The sequence below is a fragment of the Bacillus cereus G9842 genome (assembly GCF_000021305.1).
Classification (GTDB): domain Bacteria; phylum Bacillota; class Bacilli; order Bacillales; family Bacillaceae_G; genus Bacillus_A; species Bacillus_A thuringiensis_S.
Window position 1 is genome coordinate 2445247 of the sequence record NC_011772.1, and the last position, 17452, is coordinate 2462698.

A 17452-nucleotide genomic window follows, 5' to 3' on the forward strand; every position below is an offset into this window, starting at 1 on the left:
CAAAAAAATATTGGCTGTTTTTTTATTTTCTATAAACGTAAGGATTAATAAAATAGGGTAGATTTTTAACCAATCTTTATATTAGATATGGGCTTATTATTATGCTATATTCAATGGAGCTACGATGACTAAGGTAAGTGGTATAAGTAGAAGAAAAAACTGTATAGCAAATACAAAAATGCTTTTAATTTGATACTAAAAATGGATTGAAAATAAGGAGATAGATACATAATGGAATTTTGGGAATCAAGTTTTATTGAAAAACAAACGATGTGGGGATTTGAACCTACAGAATCTGCAATTTGTACAAAAGATTTTTTCCTTGAAAAGAACGTTAAGGATATATTAGTTCCTGGTATTGGATATGGAAGAAATGCAAAGGTTTTTATCGATAATGGTATAAATGTAACAGGTATTGAGATTTCAAAAACAGCCATTAATTTAGCAATGCAAAATGGCCTAGAAGATATTAGTATCTATCACGGTTCGGTAAATGAGATGCCTTTTAATAACAAATCATATGAGGGTATATATAGTCATGCACTTCTACATTTGTTGAATAAGCAAGAGAGAGAGCAATTTATTAAAGGTTGTTATAATCAGCTAAAACCAGGTGGATATATGGTTTTCACAACTGTTTCTCAAAAAGCCCCAATGTTTGGGAAGGGGAAACAGTTGGATAAAGACTATTTCGAAATAATGGAAGGCATAAAAATGTTCTTCTATAATTCTGAATCTATAAAACGAGATTTTAATAAATATGGACTAGTACAAGTTTCCGAAATTGATGAACCAAATAAGAACATGGAGAATAAACCTTCAATAAATTTCTTAATGATAAAATGCCAGAAAGAACTATAAATAAAAGTTTTTAAATATTTCTAAAGATATTTATATATTGATTATGCACAAATATAAAGGACAAGCATATAGTATAAATACCTCTTAACTTTAAGTAACCTTAACTTTCGTTAATAGGGTATCTCAAAATCCCCGAAAAGAGCACTTGCGGAAACAAGTGCTCTTTTATTTGGAATTTTAAACCATAAATATTGCATAAAATGTTAAACTTGAAAAGAGTACTTTTTTTATTTAAAACTGTAGTATATGAATGGAGTGTTATTGAATGCAAACAAGAAAAGCATATCTATATGTATTTGACACGATGTCTGATTGGGAATACGGACATTTAATTGCTGAACTTAATACAGGAAGATATTTCAAAAAAGATGTAGCGCCTTTTAAAGTAGTAACAGTTGGAATAAATAAAGAAACGATTATTTCAATGGGGGGCTTGAATATAAAGCCGGATATTTCCCTAGATGAATGTATCCTTGAGAGTAACGATCTATTAATTTTACCTGGAGGGAATACTTGGAGTGAAGAAATACATAAACCTATTTTGAAAAAAGTTGGTGAAGCCTTAAGGCTTGGTACAATTGTGGCTGCCATTTGCGGTGCAACTATAGGTCTTGCAAATTACGGTTACTTGGATTCTATAAATCACACAAGTAATAATTTAGATTATATGAAAATGGTTTGTCCTACTTATAAAGGAGAAAATTTTTATGAAGTAGGACCTGTAGCATCCAGTGAAAATCTTATTACTGCATCGGGTGTAGCACCTCTAGAATTTGCCATGGAAGTATTAAGGAAATTAGATGTATTTGCGCCGGATACACTTCATTCATGGTATAAATTGAATGAGACTCATGAAGTGGAATATTTCTTCCAGTTAATGAATTCAATTAATAGCTGAGTAGTATTTCGAATGAAAATTATATTTTAGATAATGCGAAAACTAATAACAAAATAAAAGGTAAGGGTATTCCTATGAATATATGAGGAAATATTCTTACTTTTTATAGTGTTATTTCTGAACGACAAACGTAATGGCATTTGTTTTTAATTGAACGTGTCTTTCATTACGAACTATATTATAAGCTAATTCCTTTATTTCAACTTTTAGTTTTTTCCATTCTTTATAAATGCTTTTTAAAGCACTTATCATTTCTTCGGTTGAAAGATTAATTTCAATTAAAGCTTCTAATTCTTCATTCGTTATTGAATCAATTTCTTGTATGTTAGAGTTAATAATTAAACAATTAATACCGCCGTTTTTTGTACCTCTTTTCATAGATTGGAGTACATTTTTAAAATCTTCTTCTGATTTGACATGTTCCAAACTTGATACTGCAACGATATAGTCATAAGTATTAGATCTAATATGATAGTTTTCAATTGCTGCTTGTTCTGTTTTTATAACCTCGAATACGTCATGTTCTTTGCTATAAATTTGTAGCTTTGTTAAAGCGGAATCAAGTAAATCAACACATGTAACAGTTCCGCTAGCATTTTTAATCTTTTGTGCAATTGGAATGCTATTTCTACCGACGCCAGAGCCAAGATCAAGCACTTGTAATTTGTTTTTCTCTTCAAAGTAGTCCATTAAATCCATAACTGTTTTAACCGGCTTGTGAAGCCAAGATCCAGTTTCAAATAGTTTATATTGTTCATAGCAAAGATCGTGATATTCCTTTTCTTCTTGTCTTATGTAATCGATACGGTTCATATTGTGTCAGTTCCAATATTTTCATTACAAAATGAATAGGTGGGGCAGCCTTTAACATTTGTTTGAATTCGAAAAATACCACCAGCATGTGGATACTGTTTTAATTCGTCATCCGTCATTCTTGTTCTGGCTGTTGTAACATATAAATCAGTTAAGTTAGGCCCACCAAACGTACATGATGTTACATATAACGCAGGAATTGGAATACTTAATATTTGTTCTCCAGTAGAGGGATTCCATCTAGTTATTTTTGAACCTCCCCAATGTGCAATCCATAAACAACCTTCTTCGTCAATTGTCATACCATCAGGTAGACCGTCATTTTCAGAGAAAATGATTACATCACTTGGATTATGAATTTCTCCAGTACGTATATTATATTGATAGCGAACCACTTTTTTAGTAGGTGTATCTATAAAGTAAAGGTATGTATGATCAGGTGACCAAGCCATTCCGTTTGAAGTATTTACATGTGAAATTTTTTTCTCTACACTCAAATTATTATGTAAACAATATAAGGAACCTGCAGCATTAATACCGTATGTATCTGTAGTACCTGCCCAGAAACGACCAGCGGGATCACATTTTCCATCGTTAAAACGATTTTCTATTAAATGTTGTTCGGGGTCAAAAATATGTGTCAGTTTTTCTGTATTTACATTAATAGAATAAAAGCCGTTTTCCATAGCTAAGAGTAGTACATCCTCTAAATATGGAACAACACAGCCAATTTGTTGATTGAGAGCAATTACTCGGTTCGTATTAGCGGTAGGATTGTATATGCATAATTTTCTCTCCATAATATCAACCCAATATAAAAGTTGCTTTTTTTCATTCCAACATGGTCCTTCAGCTAAACTTGCTTTAGCATCTAAAACTAATTCTATATTACTGAACAAGATGTTCACCTCGCGTTATAAGATATTAATATAATTCGATAAGAATAGAGGTAAACCTTTTAGTCAAAGGATATTAAAATTTATAATGTAGAAAAATGACCTTCTCACAAGTGATTAAAAAAGTGTATAAACAAGGAGAGGAAAATGCATATGATGTTTTATGAAATTGTTTGCTTTTCTTGTAAGAATATATTTCGTGTTTACGAAGGTAGTGAAAAATATAAGCGATTTAAAGAGAAACCAAAAGGGGCATATTGTTGTGATGAGTGTAGCCACAAAATTCAATTAGAAGCGATAAAGAATTTTTTTAGATAATTTTACGATTTCGATTCGGAAAAGTTTGACAATAAAAGTGTTATAAATTATCATATTAAAAAACTAATATTTAAGGCATAGAAGAGAAGAGTAGTTAAGAAAGAATACGTACAGAGAGCTCTGGTAGCTGAGAAAGAGCGGTATACATCTTAACGAAAAAAGACTTGGAGCTGCGCAAGGAACTAATTTATTTAGGGATGGTGCGACGGGTTCTCCCGTTATAGAGATAGGGTATAAGCATATTTTGCCGTACCTGAAGAGGTTAGTATGGTGACATATTAACAAACTGAGGTGGTACCGCGAAGCTAACAACTCTCGTCCTCAAGATGAATAATCTTGGGGGTGAGAGTTTTTTTGTTGCATAAAACTGGAAATTAGAAAACAAAAAAATAATTGAGGTGAGTAATATATGCATTGGGCGTATGAAGTAGCACATGAATTAATTAGGAAACATCCAAATAAAGAAACGTTTGTTTGTGCATCTGGAATTAGTCCGTCAGGTTCTGTTCATATTGGGAACTTTCGTGAAATCGTAACGACTTATTTCGTAGTAAGAGCACTTCAAGATTTAGGGAAAAAGACTCGTTTTATATTTTCGTGGGATGATTATGATAGGTTTAGAAAAGTTCCAAAAAATATTGATCCATCTTTTGCAAAGTATATTGGTATGCCATACTGTGATATTCCAGATCCGTATGGATGTCATAACTCGTATGCGGAGCATTTTGAAAAAGAGTTTGAAAAATCGCTTCAAGCATTTGGAATTGAAGTAGAATTTATTTATCAACATGATGAATATAGAAGCGGAAGATATAACGAAAATATATTAGAGACCTTGTATAAACGAAAAGAAATATATGATATTTTAATGGGTTTTAAAACTGGAGAGTGTAGTGAAGAAGAGCGAGAGAGCTTTTATCCAGCTACATTATATTGTGAGAGATGCGGAAAAGATACAACAACTATTACACATTTTGATGAAGTATTAAAAACAATCCGGTATGAATGTGAATGCGGAAATGAAAAAGAGTTATCCGTATTAAATACAAATAAAATGAAACTAAATTGGAAAATCGATTGGCCGATGAGATGGATGATAGAGGAGGTTGTTTTTGAGCCGGGTGGCAGAGACCATTCAGCAGAAACGGGTAGTTATAATGTATCAAAAGAAATTGCAAGGAAAATATTCAATCGTGAAGCTCCTCATTATGTTGCTTATGATTTTATTGGAATTAAAGGCAATCATGAAAAAATGTCTAGTTCTTCAGGAAATAGTATTACACCTAGTGAGTTGTTAAAAGTGTATTTACCAGAAGTAATTCTGTTTATGTTTGCAAAATATAGACCAAACGCAGCTTTTCATATCGGTCTTGATGAAGATGTGATTCGCAATTATACAGAATATGAGCGATTGAAAGATAGTTATGAAAATAAAACGCTCAAAAATGAAGATTTACTTGATGCAATTAAACTTTCTAGAGTTACTATCGGGTTTAAAGGATATCCGAAATTTAATCAAGTAGCAGGAACGTTACCATTATTAAATTTTGATTCAACTATTTTACAGGGGATATTAAAGAAAATAGATAGGAGCTATGCATTAGATGAAATGAGAGCGGTGAGTAATCGCACAGAGTATTGGATAAGAAATTTTCAATCTGAAAAATTAATTGCGGTAAATCAAGAGAGAAATACAGAGTTTTACAACACATTGGATGAAAGACAGAAAGAATGGTTAGTAGAAGTTTGCGATATACTTCGTTCTAACAAAGATTACTCTCACTTAATGGAGCAATTATATGCGATTTGTCATCATGAAAATAAAAAAATAATGAAAGAAAATCAAAAACAATTATTCACTATTATATATAAGCTCATTATGAATCAATCAAATGGTCCTCGTATACCATTATTAATACATGTAGTAGGCATAGAAAATTTCATCACACTATTAGATTTCTAAAACACAGTTAAAAGCAACGCAAGTACCAAAATTTCTAAGTACTTGCGTTGCAAATTTTACTATCGTGAATACATTTTCGGACATTCATCACCACTTGGTTCATAAAAACAATGGCTTTTAAACTGTCCTACAAATGGCTGATTATACCATTCAGGCGGACAAGCTCCAACTGGACGGAAATACCAAAGAGCCCATCGTGCAGGCCAGCGCCATTGACCTTGTAAAACTTTTCGTGCGATTTCTTTTTCTGATTCACGAGCGCGTTGATAAAAATATCCATATTGTACTGCTTCAAATCCGCCGGGGCTTTGATATACAGCGTCTCGTACGGTACGGAGTTGTTTAAAATCTAAGCAATCACAAAATACACGGTTTACTACAACGCATCCAACTAACTCCTCACCTTGGCGACCTTCGCCTTCAGCTTCAGCACGAATTAATCGAGCTAGTAAATCAACATCACTTTCGTTGTATGGAATAAGGGGCATAGTGATACCACCTTTCTGTTATAGTAAAGAGTGTATGTTATAAAACAATCTGCGTGCTTTTTTACATGAAAATAACATTTAATTTTAAGAGGAGCTTGTATAAAAAAAGCTAATTAGTAATAGTAGATAAATATAAAAGGGAGAGGTATTATGTATCGAATTCATAAAGACCATATCATTTACTCAATGTCACCAGAAAATAAGCCGTGTATGGAAGTAGAAATTGGGAGCAGTCTTGTATTTGAAACATATGATTGCTTTGAAAATCAAATCGATTCTGAAGATGTTGTGTTACAAGAATTAGATTGGAACCGAATTAATCCAGCGACTGGACCTGTATATGTTAAAGGAGCAGAACCTGGCGATATATTAGTCGTAACGATTGAAAAAATTGAAATTGCAGAGCAGGGCGTTTTAACTACAGGTGCAAACCTTGGTGTAATGGGTGATGAGTTAAATGAAAATACAGTGAAAATTGTCCCAATACATAATGAATATGTTTTGTTTTCAAGTGAACTACAAATCCCGATTAATCCAATGATTGGGGTAATTGGTACTGCACCGAAAGAAGAGAGCATTTCATGTGGCACACCGCATGATCACGGCGGGAATATGGACTGTAAAGAAATTAAAGAAGGAACAACACTACTACTACCAGTTAATGTCCCAGGAGCACTATTAGCATTAGGTGATTTACACGCAGCAATGGGTGATGGTGAAATTGGTGTTAGTGGTGTAGAGGTTGCTGGTGAGGTAACGGTAACAGTTCAAACGATAAAAGGAAAACAATGGCCATTACCAATGGCTATTCAAAAAGAAAAAATGATGACGATTGCTTCAGAGAAATTGTTAGATGATGCAGCAAATCGTGCTGTACGTAATATGGTGACATTTTTACATGAAGAATTAGCAATGTCTAAAGCTGATGCAACGCTTTTATTATCGGCAGCAGGTAATTTAAAAGTTTGCCAAGTTGTGGATCCGCTGAAAACAGCGCGTATGGAACTAGGAATGGATTATGTGGAGAAACTAGGATTTACTTTTAGTAAATTTCATATTAAATAGATAAGGGACGAAAAAGGATACTTTCGTATAAAAGCATCCTTTTTTTAATTTACTGATTTTGTGAAAAGAGGTAGTATTTATTTTATATAAGTATATTTGAGATTGTGGATTAAAAAGGAGTTCAATAATGGTCAAAATTATGATTGTAGAAGACGATATGAAAATTGCAGAACTATTATCGACACATGTTGCGAAATATGGTTATCAAGGAGTTATTGTATCGGACTTTCAAAATGTATTAAACATTTTTTTAGAAGAACAACCAGAGTTAGTTTTATTAGATATTAATTTACCGAGTTTTGATGGGTACTTTTGGTGTCGTCAAATTCGCGGAGTTTCAACATGTCCGATACTATTCATTTCGGCCCGTGAAGGCACGATGGATCAAGTTATGGCGTTAGAAAACGGTGGCGATGATTTTATTCCGAAGCCTTTTCATTATGAAGTTGTAGTGGCGAAAATTCGTAGTCATTTAAGACGTGCATATGGAGATTATGCACCGAAACTAGAAGAGCGAATGATTGAGCAACAAGGCCTTTGTTTATATCCTGAAAGGCTTGTATTGAAACTTAGAAACGACGAAATTGATATAACGAGAAACGAAGCTATTTTATTAGAGACATTAATGAAAAATTATCCGCGTGTTGTGAGTAGAGAAGTGTTACTTAATAAATTATGGGATAGTGAATCTTATGTTGATGATAATACATTAAGTGTAAATACAACACGTGTGCGTAAAAAGTTACAAACGTTACATATAGAAGGTGCGATTGAAACGATTCGTAGTGTTGGATATAGATTGCACATTACTTGGGATAATGGTATAGAAAAATGATAAGGTTGTTTATACGTGATCATATACCAGTTATTTGCTTTACCATAATTCAACTACTAGCTATATTTCTCGTATATTGGTTTGATGGGCATAATCATATTACAACGGCGTTATACGCAATGTTTCTAGGTGTTTTCTTTATGGGAAGTTATTTAGTATTTCGTTATTTTACACATCGTTCTTTTTATGAGCGCCTAGCAAACCCGATGCAATCTTTAGATGAATCTGTTCAAAAATCTGATTTTGCAGCTGTATCGGCTGCTCTTCAAGAACTACTTGAGGTGCAATATCGACATTATCAAAATCAGCTGCAAATACAAGAGAGAAAAAATAATGACCATTTAACCTTTATGAATCAGTGGATCCATCAAATGAAAACACCTTTATCTGTAATAGAATTAATTACACAGGATGAAGTAGATTCACGTTTTGAAAGTATAAATGAGGAAACAGACCGATTAAAAAAGGGATTGGAAATGGCTCTATATGTCGCACGATTAGAAGCGTTCACACAAGATTTTTATGTAGAAAGGTTACAACTACATAAAATAGTGAATGATTCGGTACATGAACATAAACGTTTCTTTATACGGAATTTTGTATATCCAGAGCTTGAAATTGATAAGGACATTACTGTAGAAAGTGATGTGAAATGGTTAAAGTTTTTAATCGGACAAATACTATCGAATGCGATTAAGTATTCATCAGGTAGTAGAGAAAAGATTAAAATGAAAGCTTGTAAGGAAGGTAATACCGTTATACTTGAAATTGCTGATAATGGCGTAGGTATACCGAAGCAAGATTTACCAAGAGTATTCAAACCTTTCTTTACAGGAGAAAACGGTAGAGATTTTAAAGAATCAACAGGAATGGGGCTATATCTTGTATATGAAATTACAAAACAATTAGGACATAGTGTGGAAATCCATTCAGAAGTTGGTAAAGGTACGGTAGTGCGAGTAATATTTTTTAATGTGTAAAAAGTAATCAAGGCTAAAGAACTTTGGAGATAAGTTTTTTAGCCTTGTTTTGTACCCTTGATAACATTGGAGAATGAAATATTCTATAGATAAGAGAGGCAAAATGAACCCAATAAGAATAAATGTAAGACTACATACATGAACCATTTTTTATAATAAAAATAGAATCTTATAGAAGTTGCGAATGATAGGAGGCTTGAAATGGATATTCGTAAAATGAAATATTTCATAACGGTGGCAGAAGAATTAAACTTTAGTCGTGCAGCAGAGCGTCTTATGATGGCACAACCGCCTTTAAGTCAAGAAATTCGAAAATTGGAAGAAGAATTAGGAGTTCAACTTTTTCACCGGACAAAAAGGATGGTTGAGCTTACCGAGGCGGGGAAAGTCTTTTTAGAAGGTGCTAGGCAAACATTACTTCAAGTAGATAGAACGATTAAAGAAACACAGCTTGCAGATGAAGGGAAAATCGGGCATTTAATCATCGGTTTTGTCGATTCTACAGAAACAGTTATAGGCATATTAAAAACATTTCGAGAACGTTTTCCAAAAATTCAGCTCATATTACGTGAGATGACAACAGACCAACAAATAAAAGCGCTTTACGAAAAACAAATTCATATTGGATTTATTCGTTCGGAGCAAAATAATGAAATATTATCTTCTGAAGTTTGTTCTGAAGAGTGTTTAAAGTTGGTTTTGCATGAAAATCACCCTTTCGTTTCGTTACCTAATATTTCAATCAAATCATTAGTGGAGGAACCATTCATTTTATTTCCTCGTCATTTCGGTACAAATTTTTATGATTTAATTATTAGTTACTTTTGGAAATATGGGGTAAGTTTAAATATTGTTCAAGAAGCAGTTCAAATGCAAACGATTGTAAACTTAGTTGCAGCTGGAATGGGGATTTCTGTCGTTCCATCCTCGGTGGAAAGCTATAAAAAATCAGGAGTGATGTATAAAGATATTCTAGAAAATACACCGGAAATAAATTTATATGCTGGATGGAGGAAGGATGAAAAGTCTGTCGTGTTAAAGAACTTTTTAACAGTTGTTAGAGAGGTTTATATGACTTCCCACAGCCCATCTTTATAGGATGGGCTGTGGGAAGTTGGCAAGGGGTGTTTATTTATAGATAAAACTTACTCATGATTCAACCTGTTTTACTAGTATCATACTCAGCGAAACCTTTTAATACACTGTCAATCTGATCCATAATTTCAGGTTGCAATTTAACACTAGAAGCAATTACATTTTCTCTTATTTGTTCCGGATTTGAAGCACCAATAATTGCAGAAGAAACAGCTGGATTTTGTAATACCCAAGCAACTGCGAGTTGAGATAAGGTAAGGTTAATTTCTTGTGCGATAGGTTTAATTTCCTGGATAGCGGTAAGCACATCATCACTCATCCAACGTTGCACGAGTTTGTCAAAAAACGGTTTTCCAGCATCGGAGTTAGCACGCGATTGATTCGGTAATGGTTTACCAGGTTGATATTTTCCTGTAAGAATACCTTGTGCAAGTGGCGACCATACGATTTGGCCAAGTCCCTCACGTTGACATGTTGGAATCACATCAGTTTCAATAACTCGCCATAACATCGAATATTGAGGTTGGCTAGCGATAAATGGAATGTTCAATTCGCGTGCAAGTGCTGCACCACGGGTAATTTGTTCTGATGTCCATTCGCTTACGCCTAAATAGAGAACCTTACCTTGTCTTACAAGATCTGAGAAAGCTAACATTGTTTCCTCAAGAGGAGTTGTTATATCAAATCTATGTGCATAATAAATATCGATATAGTCTGTCTGTAATCGTTTTAACGATGCATTACAATTTTCTATAATATGTTTTCTTGATAATCCACGATCATTTTTTCCAGGACCGGTCGGATGGCATACTTTTGTACATAGTTCTATACTTTCTCGGCGTATACCTTGCAAAGATCGGCCAAGTACTTCCTCAGCTATCGTGTCCGAATAAACATCAGCAGTATCGAACGTTGTAATTCCAACATCTAGTGCGGCTTTTACACAATCATTTGCAGTATCTTCGTTTACTTTTCCACCATGGTTTATCCAGTTCCCGTATGCGATTTTACTTACTGTTAATCCACTGTTTCCTAGTTTACTAAATTCCATTGTAGAACCACCCCTTAAAAATGATACCTTTATTATAAGAACTGAAATTTAGTATGTATAATATATGATTTATGATGAATTTATATAAAATTTATATAAGAGGGAATGCTTACAATTTTATTGCTAGGGAAAGCTAAAGCAAGTAGTACAACAAATGTGGCTGATACTTGTTCGATATGAAGTGAAGAAATAATGAATAGACCTTAAAAGAAAGCAATCTTTTTTAGCAGCACAAATAATTGTATTTACTCATACAGTACTATTATGGTACAATATGGTTACTAATGAGGGAAAGGAATGATGGGTGGACGATGATTAACTAATCTTATTTTTAAATGTTGAAATTCAATAAATTTCAATTTCTAAAAAATAGGATTAGTCTGCCCGATTTCCATACAACGGTATTGCTATTTATGTTGCGTAATAGCTTATTTGGGTGTAAATATTTTAACGACTAATCCTGCCAAATTTATTTGGGAGGATTTTTTTATTCTCCCTTAATGAAAGGGATCGGTATTATGAAAGAACTATTAAAATTAAATGATGTTTATGTTGAAATAAAAGAAAATATGTTGTTAGAGAAAATGAATGTGACAGTAAAACAAGGGGATGTTATCGGATTAATTGGTAAAAACGGTGCTGGTAAATCAACGTTACTTCAATTAATAAATGGAAAGATTGAGCCTTCAAAAGGGATTGTTGAATGGCAGCAAATGAATATGACAACCGCATATGTTGAGCAAGAAATAGAATCTTTTATTAGTAACGATGTAATTGCAAAAGAAGCAGAACTGCTTGCGAAATGGGGCGTGCCAACGAACGATTTTCATACTTTAAGTGGTGGTGAAAAGTTAAAAATTCGATTAGCAAAAGGATTTGCTAAAAATCCTAATGTCTTAATATTAGACGAACCGACAAATCATTTAGATGAAATGAGTACGGAATTTCTCATTAAACAAATAAAAAATATGAAAGGTACAGTTATCGTTGTATCGCATGATCGATATTTTTTAGATGTTGTCGCAACAAAAATATGGTCAATTGAGGACAAAAAATTAATTGACCATAGTGGTAATTATACAAGTTACATGAAAGCACGTGAGCAAAGAAGGAAGTCGCAGCAGCGAGAATATGAAAAGCAGCAAAAAAAGATAGAACAAGTAGAAACACATATAAAAGAATTAAGTTCATGGTCACAAAAGGCACACGCGCAGTCTACAAAACAAGAAAGTTTTAAAGAGTTTTATCGTGTAAAAGCGAAACGAATGGATGCGCAAGTGAAGTCAAAAAGAAAACGTCTCGAAAAAGAGCTGGAGAAAACGAAAGTAGAACGTGTGAAAGAAGAGTATTCAATTGAGTTCTCTATTCAAGCGAGTAAAAAAGTAGGAAAACGCTTTTTAGAAGTAAAGCAATTAAAAAAAGAATTTAATGGAAAAGCATTATTTGAAAACGTTAATTTTACAATTCAGCACGGTGAGAAAGTTGCAATTGTTGGACCAAACGGTAGCGGGAAAACAACATTACTGAAGATGATTATGGGAGCGGAAACTGCTGAAGGAGAAATATGGATTTCACCATCTGCAAACATCGGTTATTTAACACAAGAGGTTTTTGATTTGCCACTGGACAAAACGCCAGAAGATTTATTTTTTAAAGAGACGTTTGAAGAAAGAGGAAAAGTCCAAAATTTAATGAAACATTTAGGGTTCCAAGCTTCTCAATGGAAAGAGCCGATTGAGCATATGAGTATGGGAGAAAGAGTAAAATGTAAGCTAATGGCTTATATTTTAGATGAAAAAGATGTACTCATTTTAGATGAACCGACGAATCACTTGGATCTACCTTCACGTGAACAACTTGAAAATACATTAGCTGAGTATAACGGAACATTAATAATTGTTTCTCACGATCGATATTTTCTAGAGAAAACAACTAACATAAAACTCGTGTTTTTAAACAATACGATACAAAAGCAGCTAGAAGAACCTACTAAAACAAGAGATAATATTGAAGAGCTACGTTTAACGTTAGAAACAGAGAGACAAGAAGTATTAGGGAAATTAAGCTTTTTAACTTCTAACGACAAAGAATATAAAGAACTTGATGAACGATTTATAGAACTTACGAAGCAGATAAAGGCGTTATAACGTAAGTAAGGGGAATTAACATGGGAGAAGAGAGTTCAACTAAGTTATTTAGAATAGATTGTGGAGATATATACTTGCAAGGGTTTATGGTCAAAGATGCAGAAAGTATTTATAAAATAGCCAATCAACCGGAAATAGAAAAGTTTTTACCAGACTGGAAATCGACGAAAGAACAAAGGGTGGATTGGATTGCAAATTATGAAATACCAGCAAACAAAGCATTTCTTGAGGCAGTGAAAACTACGAATAACATAGATAATCATATGTTAAAGCTAGGAATATTTAAGGAAGCTACAAATGAATGCATTGGATGGTGCTGCACAGGCATGAAAGAAGAACTCCCTTCACCAAACAGAGAGATAATGTATGCTATCTCAAATAAACATCAAAATCATGGCTATGCTACAAAAGCGACTAAAGGCTTAATTGACTATTTGTTTAAAGAAACAAATTTAATTGTCCTTAACGCAATTACTTTAATTAACAATGTACCATCAAATAAAGTTATTAAAAAATGCGGGTTTACTTATTTGAGTGAACACAAGATAGCAAATCAACTATATAATCATTATGTATTGAGTAAATCTGAATGGATAAAAAATATTGTGCAGTAAAAGGAATTAATACGAAATCATAAAAAAGCTTAGAGCTAAAACTCTAAGCTTTTTTATATTCATTTTATCCCGCATAGGTACCTTAATCTTTATCATTCACGAATGTTTACACATTTTAGTAATAAGTAAAAAAGGGGATATTAGCTTAACATTTAGTAAAAGATTTTTTGGGCTAAATACAAATGCAGTCTTATCCAAAACGAGATTTTGGGTCTTTATGAGCTTGCCTATTATTGTATTATCAGTAGTACCTGCCATGATGTCGTTCTTTGTATCAGGAAATATTAAATCAATTTTATTATTTATATGTTGGATAAACACATTCATTTCCGCCTCAGATATTTACAATTCGTTTTTGATTGCAATGAAACCGAAGCACTCATTTTTTTTTGCAGAGGTTATTATAAAGTGAAATAGTATTTAATGGGTAACTCAAATATGCTTTAACTACATACAACAGTTAAAATATAATATTTGAAAGTAAAAAGACCGATAAAAATCGGTCTTTTCATATTAATAAAATAAAGATTAGAAAATAGCATTGTAATTCAAACCAATATGCAAATATTATAAGATAGATATGCTTTGTTTATAGATTGAAAATAGGTTTGTTATCAGTTTTTTTAGAAATCTTACAAGCGTGTAAGATAAATGAAAGATGAATCAATATGAGCTGTAAGACAATTCATTTACACTCTATAGTGAGCGGTGGAAATGAAGGGAGAATATAAATGGAAATTTTGCAGGCAAATAGTATTAGTAAAGTATATAGAGGGAAAGTACCTTTTAAAGCATTAGTAGATATTGATTTATCAATTCAAGAAGGTGAATTTGTAGGAATTATGGGCCCGTCAGGTAGTGGGAAAACAACGTTATTAAATATGGTATCTACTATTGATTCTCCATCATCGGGAGAAATATTTATTAATGGTACAAATCCTTTCCAATTATCATCAGAAGAATTAGCGTTATTCCGCAGAAAACAATTAGGATTTGTTTTCCAATCATTTAATCTTCTTAGCACACTTACTGTAAAAGAAAACATCGTATTGCCGATGACTTTAGATGGTGTTTCTGTGCAAGATATGAACAAACGAGTGGAAGAGATTGCACAGAAATTAAACATTATAGATATATTGAGTAAAAGAACGTTTGAAATATCAGGGGGACAAGCTCAAAGAACAGCAATTGCTCGTGCGATCGTTCATAAGCCGCAATTGTTACTTGCAGATGAACCAACAGGGAATTTAGACTCTAAATCTTCAAATGATGTAATGGAGATGCTTGATACTCTAAATAAAGAAGAAAAAGCAACGATGATGTTAGTTACACATGATCCGTATGCAGCGAGCTTTTGCAGCCGAGTAATCTTTATTAAAGATGGTCAACTATATAACGAAATTTATTGTGGTGAAAGTAGGCAAACTTTTTATCAAAAGATTATGGATGTCCTTTCTTTGTTAGGAGGGAAAAGGCATGACTTTTCGTCAGTTCGCATTTAATAATATTTTTCGCAATAAGCGTACATATGCTGCCCATTTTTTAAGTAGTGCATTTTCTATTATGATTTTCTTTACGTATGCTCTTTTATTATTTCATCCTGATTTACAAGGTGAGTTGAAATCGACAAGTGCAACAATAAGTGCATTTGGTACATTGGGATTTTCAGTTTCGCAAGGATTGATTTTTGTATTTTCATTTTTCTTCATTCTATATTCAGTTAGTTCGTTTTTAAAAACGCGTAAGAAAGAATTTGGTATTTTAATGATGCAAGGTATGTCAATGAGACAGCTTAAGAAATTATTATTAATTGAAAATATGTTGATTGGACTTGGTTCAATTTGTATAGGGATTTTCATTGGACTCATATTTTCTAAACTAGTCTTATTGATAAGTGCAAGTGTATTAATGATTAATAATGGTTTACCTTTTTATATACCAGTGCAGGCTGTATTATTAACAGTTATTACATTTCTTTTCTTGTTTTTAATTGTTTCATTATTTACATTTAAAATGATAAAAGTAACGGAACTTGTGGAACTTATTCAAGCAGAGGAAAAGCCAAAACCTGAACCGAAATCTTCAGTTTTATTATCGATACTTTCTTTAATTAGTATAGGGTATGGATATTTTTCAGTATTTCGCTTCATACCAAGTACCAATTTTATTACGCTTGGAATAGGTGTGCTTCTAGTAATCATAGGAACGTACTTTTTATATACACAGTGTAGCGTGTATATACTGCACCTTGCTAAAAGGAGAGAATCTTTCTTTTTAAAGAGAACAAATATATTAACATTTTCTGAATTAATTTACCGTATGAAAGATAATGCAACGATGTTTTTTATAGTATCTATTGTTTCAGCAGTTGCATTTACAGCAATTGGTACAACGGCCGCAATTGGAAATAGGGATTTGGTAAGGATGACAAATCCGTATACATTTTTGTATGGAAGTTTTGAAAATGACAAAGTATTGAATAAAAATCTTTCTATTATAAAAAAACACCTTTCTGATGCTAATATTCCGTATCGAATGGCTTCATCTTCATATATATACACAGAAAATGGCGTAAATGTAATGAAGTTAAGTGAATACAACGATCTTGCTAAAGCACTAGGCTATCAACAAGAAACAATTGAAAAAGAAGATGAAATTTTATTAATTCCTGGAGTCGTATCACAAAAACAAGAATTTAAAAATGGCGAGTATAAAAAGAATATAGAAGTCATTCAAGGTGACTGGACAAAGACATTTCATGTGAAAAAAGCTGTAGAAAATTTAGTTTTACCACATGATTCTAGAACTATTTATATCGCTGTTCAAGATCAGGTATATGATGGAATACCTCTTACTAGTGACCCAGTTAATAAAGAAATTCCATATCGTACTTACGGATTTGTTGTAGATGATTGGATAAAAACGAAAGAGATTTCAAATCAATTAAAGAGTATATTCGATAAAAATCTTAGGGACAGAGATTTCTACTTTGAAGCTTTAACATTAAACTTGTTGGAAGCAAAGCAAAAGAATGGTTTATTACTTATGGTAAGTATTTTAGTTGGAATCGTCTTCTTTACATTCGCCGCTAGTTTTATTTATTTCCGATTATATACAGATTTGGATCGCGACCAACAGCAATATAAAATGATTTCGAAAATGGGATTAAGTAAAGGTGAGTTGAAAAAAGTTGTAACGAGGCAGTTATTATTAATGTTCTTTTTACCAATTTTCGTTGCAGTGATTCATACTGTAGTTGCTTATATAGCATTACAGCAATTAGTCGATTTTTCTATCATAAATAGCTCTATCGTTATTTTAATTTCATTTATATGTATACAAGTTTTATATTTCTTTATAACCCGTTGGCGTTACCTGCAAAAGCTTTATAAGGTTATGGAGCAATAGAATTTATTAGCTTGTAAGAC

General features: G+C 32.7%; 16 protein-coding genes, 1 pseudogene and 1 other annotated feature. Of the genes and pseudogenes, 13 read left to right on the plus strand and 4 right to left on the minus strand.

Annotated features, from left to right (window positions below; all coding sequences use genetic code 11):
• Nucleotides 1–231: 231 nt before the first annotated feature.
• Nucleotides 232–861 (plus strand): class I SAM-dependent methyltransferase, encoded by a 630-nt coding sequence (locus tag BCG9842_RS12155; protein WP_000397583.1) that lies wholly within the window; start codon nt 232–234, stop codon nt 859–861.
• Nucleotides 862–1126: 265 nt separating this feature from the next.
• Nucleotides 1127–1759, plus strand: a complete 633-nt coding sequence (locus tag BCG9842_RS12160; RefSeq protein ID WP_001194778.1) for a type 1 glutamine amidotransferase family protein — start codon at nt 1127–1129, stop codon at nt 1757–1759.
• A 111-nt stretch (nt 1760–1870) separates the two neighbouring features.
• On the opposite strand, the gene BCG9842_RS12165 is transcribed toward BCG9842_RS12160, so the two are convergent.
• Both BCG9842_RS12165 and BCG9842_RS12170 read right to left on the minus strand, forming a co-directional pair.
• Complete coding sequence (locus BCG9842_RS12165; RefSeq protein WP_001079445.1) at nt 1871–2572, minus strand: class I SAM-dependent methyltransferase; 702 nt, start codon at nt 2570–2572, stop codon at nt 1871–1873.
• The gene (locus BCG9842_RS12170; protein WP_000492426.1) at nt 2569–3471 is read right to left on the minus strand and encodes an SMP-30/gluconolactonase/LRE family protein; all 903 of its coding nucleotides are present in this window, start codon (nt 3469–3471) and stop codon (nt 2569–2571) included. Before BCG9842_RS12170 ends, BCG9842_RS12165 begins: the two co-directional genes overlap by 4 nt.
• 144 nt (nt 3472–3615) lie before the next feature.
• Between BCG9842_RS12170 and BCG9842_RS29725 the strand changes: the two genes are divergently transcribed.
• Entirely contained in the window at nt 3616–3786 is a 171-nt protein-coding gene (locus tag BCG9842_RS29725) for a DUF2197 domain-containing protein (RefSeq protein ID WP_000551042.1), read from the plus strand.
• 69 nt (nt 3787–3855) lie between these two features.
• Nucleotides 3856–4112, plus strand: a binding site (T-box leader).
• 83 nt (nt 4113–4195) lie between these two features.
• Nucleotides 4196–5749 (plus strand): lysine--tRNA ligase, encoded by a 1554-nt coding sequence (gene lysS / locus BCG9842_RS12175; protein WP_000558610.1) that lies wholly within the window; start codon nt 4196–4198, stop codon nt 5747–5749.
• A 59-nt stretch (nt 5750–5808) separates the two neighbouring features.
• On the opposite strand, the gene BCG9842_RS12180 is transcribed toward lysS, so the two are convergent.
• Nucleotides 5809–6237 carry a cell wall hydrolase gene (locus tag BCG9842_RS12180; RefSeq protein WP_001128402.1) on the minus strand — a complete coding sequence of 143 codons (429 nt, stop codon included), beginning with the start codon at nt 6235–6237 and terminating at the stop codon, nt 5809–5811.
• Nucleotides 6238–6387: 150 nt separating this feature from the next.
• Between BCG9842_RS12180 and BCG9842_RS12185 the strand changes: the two genes are divergently transcribed.
• From BCG9842_RS12185 to BCG9842_RS12200, 4 genes are all read left to right on the plus strand, one after another.
• Nucleotides 6388–7302: an acetamidase/formamidase family protein gene (locus tag BCG9842_RS12185; RefSeq protein WP_000285670.1), complete on the plus strand. Its 915-nt coding sequence runs from the start codon at nt 6388–6390 to the stop codon at nt 7300–7302.
• A 127-nt stretch (nt 7303–7429) separates the two neighbouring features.
• Nucleotides 7430–8137, plus strand: a complete 708-nt coding sequence (locus BCG9842_RS12190) for a response regulator transcription factor (protein ID WP_000238995.1) — start codon at nt 7430–7432, stop codon at nt 8135–8137.
• Entirely contained in the window at nt 8134–9117 is a 984-nt protein-coding gene (locus BCG9842_RS12195) for a sensor histidine kinase (RefSeq protein ID WP_025989039.1), read from the plus strand. The genes BCG9842_RS12190 and BCG9842_RS12195 overlap by 4 nt, the downstream gene beginning before the upstream one ends.
• Nucleotides 9118–9318: 201 nt before the next feature.
• Complete coding sequence (locus BCG9842_RS12200) at nt 9319–10215, plus strand: LysR substrate-binding domain-containing protein (protein ID WP_000354655.1); 897 nt, start codon at nt 9319–9321, stop codon at nt 10213–10215.
• A gap of 58 nt (nt 10216–10273) precedes the next feature.
• Here the strand turns inward: BCG9842_RS12200 and BCG9842_RS12205 are convergent, their stop codons facing one another.
• Nucleotides 10274–11263: an aldo/keto reductase family protein gene (locus BCG9842_RS12205; protein WP_000395976.1), complete on the minus strand. Its 990-nt coding sequence runs from the start codon at nt 11261–11263 to the stop codon at nt 10274–10276.
• 518 nt (nt 11264–11781) lie between these two features.
• On the opposite strand from BCG9842_RS12205, the gene abc-f reads away from it, so the two are divergent.
• The 5 genes and pseudogenes from abc-f to BCG9842_RS12230 all read left to right on the plus strand — a co-directional run bounded on the left by abc-f (nt 11782) and on the right by BCG9842_RS12230 (nt 17432).
• Entirely contained in the window at nt 11782–13410 is a 1629-nt protein-coding gene (gene abc-f, locus BCG9842_RS12210; RefSeq protein WP_002082721.1) for a ribosomal protection-like ABC-F family protein, read from the plus strand.
• Between the two features lie 20 nt (nt 13411–13430).
• A complete protein-coding gene (locus BCG9842_RS12215) occupies nt 13431–14024 on the plus strand; it encodes a GNAT family N-acetyltransferase (protein WP_000503550.1) in 594 nt (197 codons plus the stop codon).
• A 55-nt stretch (nt 14025–14079) separates the two neighbouring features.
• Nucleotides 14080–14441 (plus strand): annotated as a pseudogene (locus BCG9842_RS29730) (DUF3267 domain-containing protein); the annotation flags it as partial.
• 314 nt (nt 14442–14755) lie between these two features.
• Nucleotides 14756–15526 (plus strand): ABC transporter ATP-binding protein, encoded by a 771-nt coding sequence (locus tag BCG9842_RS12225; RefSeq protein ID WP_000404444.1) that lies wholly within the window; start codon nt 14756–14758, stop codon nt 15524–15526.
• Nucleotides 15501–17432 carry an ABC transporter permease gene (locus BCG9842_RS12230; protein WP_000144144.1) on the plus strand — a complete coding sequence of 644 codons (1932 nt, stop codon included), beginning with the start codon at nt 15501–15503 and terminating at the stop codon, nt 17430–17432. The genes BCG9842_RS12225 and BCG9842_RS12230 overlap by 26 nt, the downstream gene beginning before the upstream one ends.
• The last annotated feature ends 20 nt before the right edge of the window (nt 17433–17452 follow it).

Excerpts from the sequence above, each read along its gene's own strand:
- BCG9842_RS12155 (WP_000397583.1), top strand. The coding sequence starts at position 232 with ATGGAATTTTGGGAATCAAGTTTTATTGAAAAACAAACGATGTGGGGA.
- BCG9842_RS12160 (WP_001194778.1), top strand. The coding sequence starts at position 1,127 with ATGCAAACAAGAAAAGCATATCTATATGTATTTGACACGATGTCTGAT.
- BCG9842_RS12165 (WP_001079445.1), bottom strand. The coding sequence starts at position 2,572 with ATGAACCGTATCGATTACATAAGACAAGAAGAAAAGGAATATCACGAT.
- BCG9842_RS29725 (WP_000551042.1), top strand. The coding sequence starts at position 3,616 with ATGCATATGATGTTTTATGAAATTGTTTGCTTTTCTTGTAAGAATATA.
- lysS (WP_000558610.1), top strand. The coding sequence starts at position 4,196 with ATGCATTGGGCGTATGAAGTAGCACATGAATTAATTAGGAAACATCCA.
- BCG9842_RS12180 (WP_001128402.1), bottom strand. The coding sequence starts at position 6,237 with ATGCCCCTTATTCCATACAACGAAAGTGATGTTGATTTACTAGCTCGA.
- BCG9842_RS12185 (WP_000285670.1), top strand. The coding sequence starts at position 6,388 with ATGTATCGAATTCATAAAGACCATATCATTTACTCAATGTCACCAGAA.
- BCG9842_RS12190 (WP_000238995.1), top strand. The coding sequence starts at position 7,430 with ATGGTCAAAATTATGATTGTAGAAGACGATATGAAAATTGCAGAACTA.
- BCG9842_RS12195 (WP_025989039.1), top strand. The coding sequence starts at position 8,134 with ATGATAAGGTTGTTTATACGTGATCATATACCAGTTATTTGCTTTACC.
- BCG9842_RS12200 (WP_000354655.1), top strand. The coding sequence starts at position 9,319 with ATGGATATTCGTAAAATGAAATATTTCATAACGGTGGCAGAAGAATTA.
- BCG9842_RS12205 (WP_000395976.1), bottom strand. The coding sequence starts at position 11,263 with ATGGAATTTAGTAAACTAGGAAACAGTGGATTAACAGTAAGTAAAATC.
- abc-f (WP_002082721.1), top strand. The coding sequence starts at position 11,782 with ATGAAAGAACTATTAAAATTAAATGATGTTTATGTTGAAATAAAAGAA.
- BCG9842_RS12215 (WP_000503550.1), top strand. The coding sequence starts at position 13,431 with ATGGGAGAAGAGAGTTCAACTAAGTTATTTAGAATAGATTGTGGAGAT.
- BCG9842_RS12225 (WP_000404444.1), top strand. The coding sequence starts at position 14,756 with ATGGAAATTTTGCAGGCAAATAGTATTAGTAAAGTATATAGAGGGAAA.
- BCG9842_RS12230 (WP_000144144.1), top strand. The coding sequence starts at position 15,501 with ATGACTTTTCGTCAGTTCGCATTTAATAATATTTTTCGCAATAAGCGT.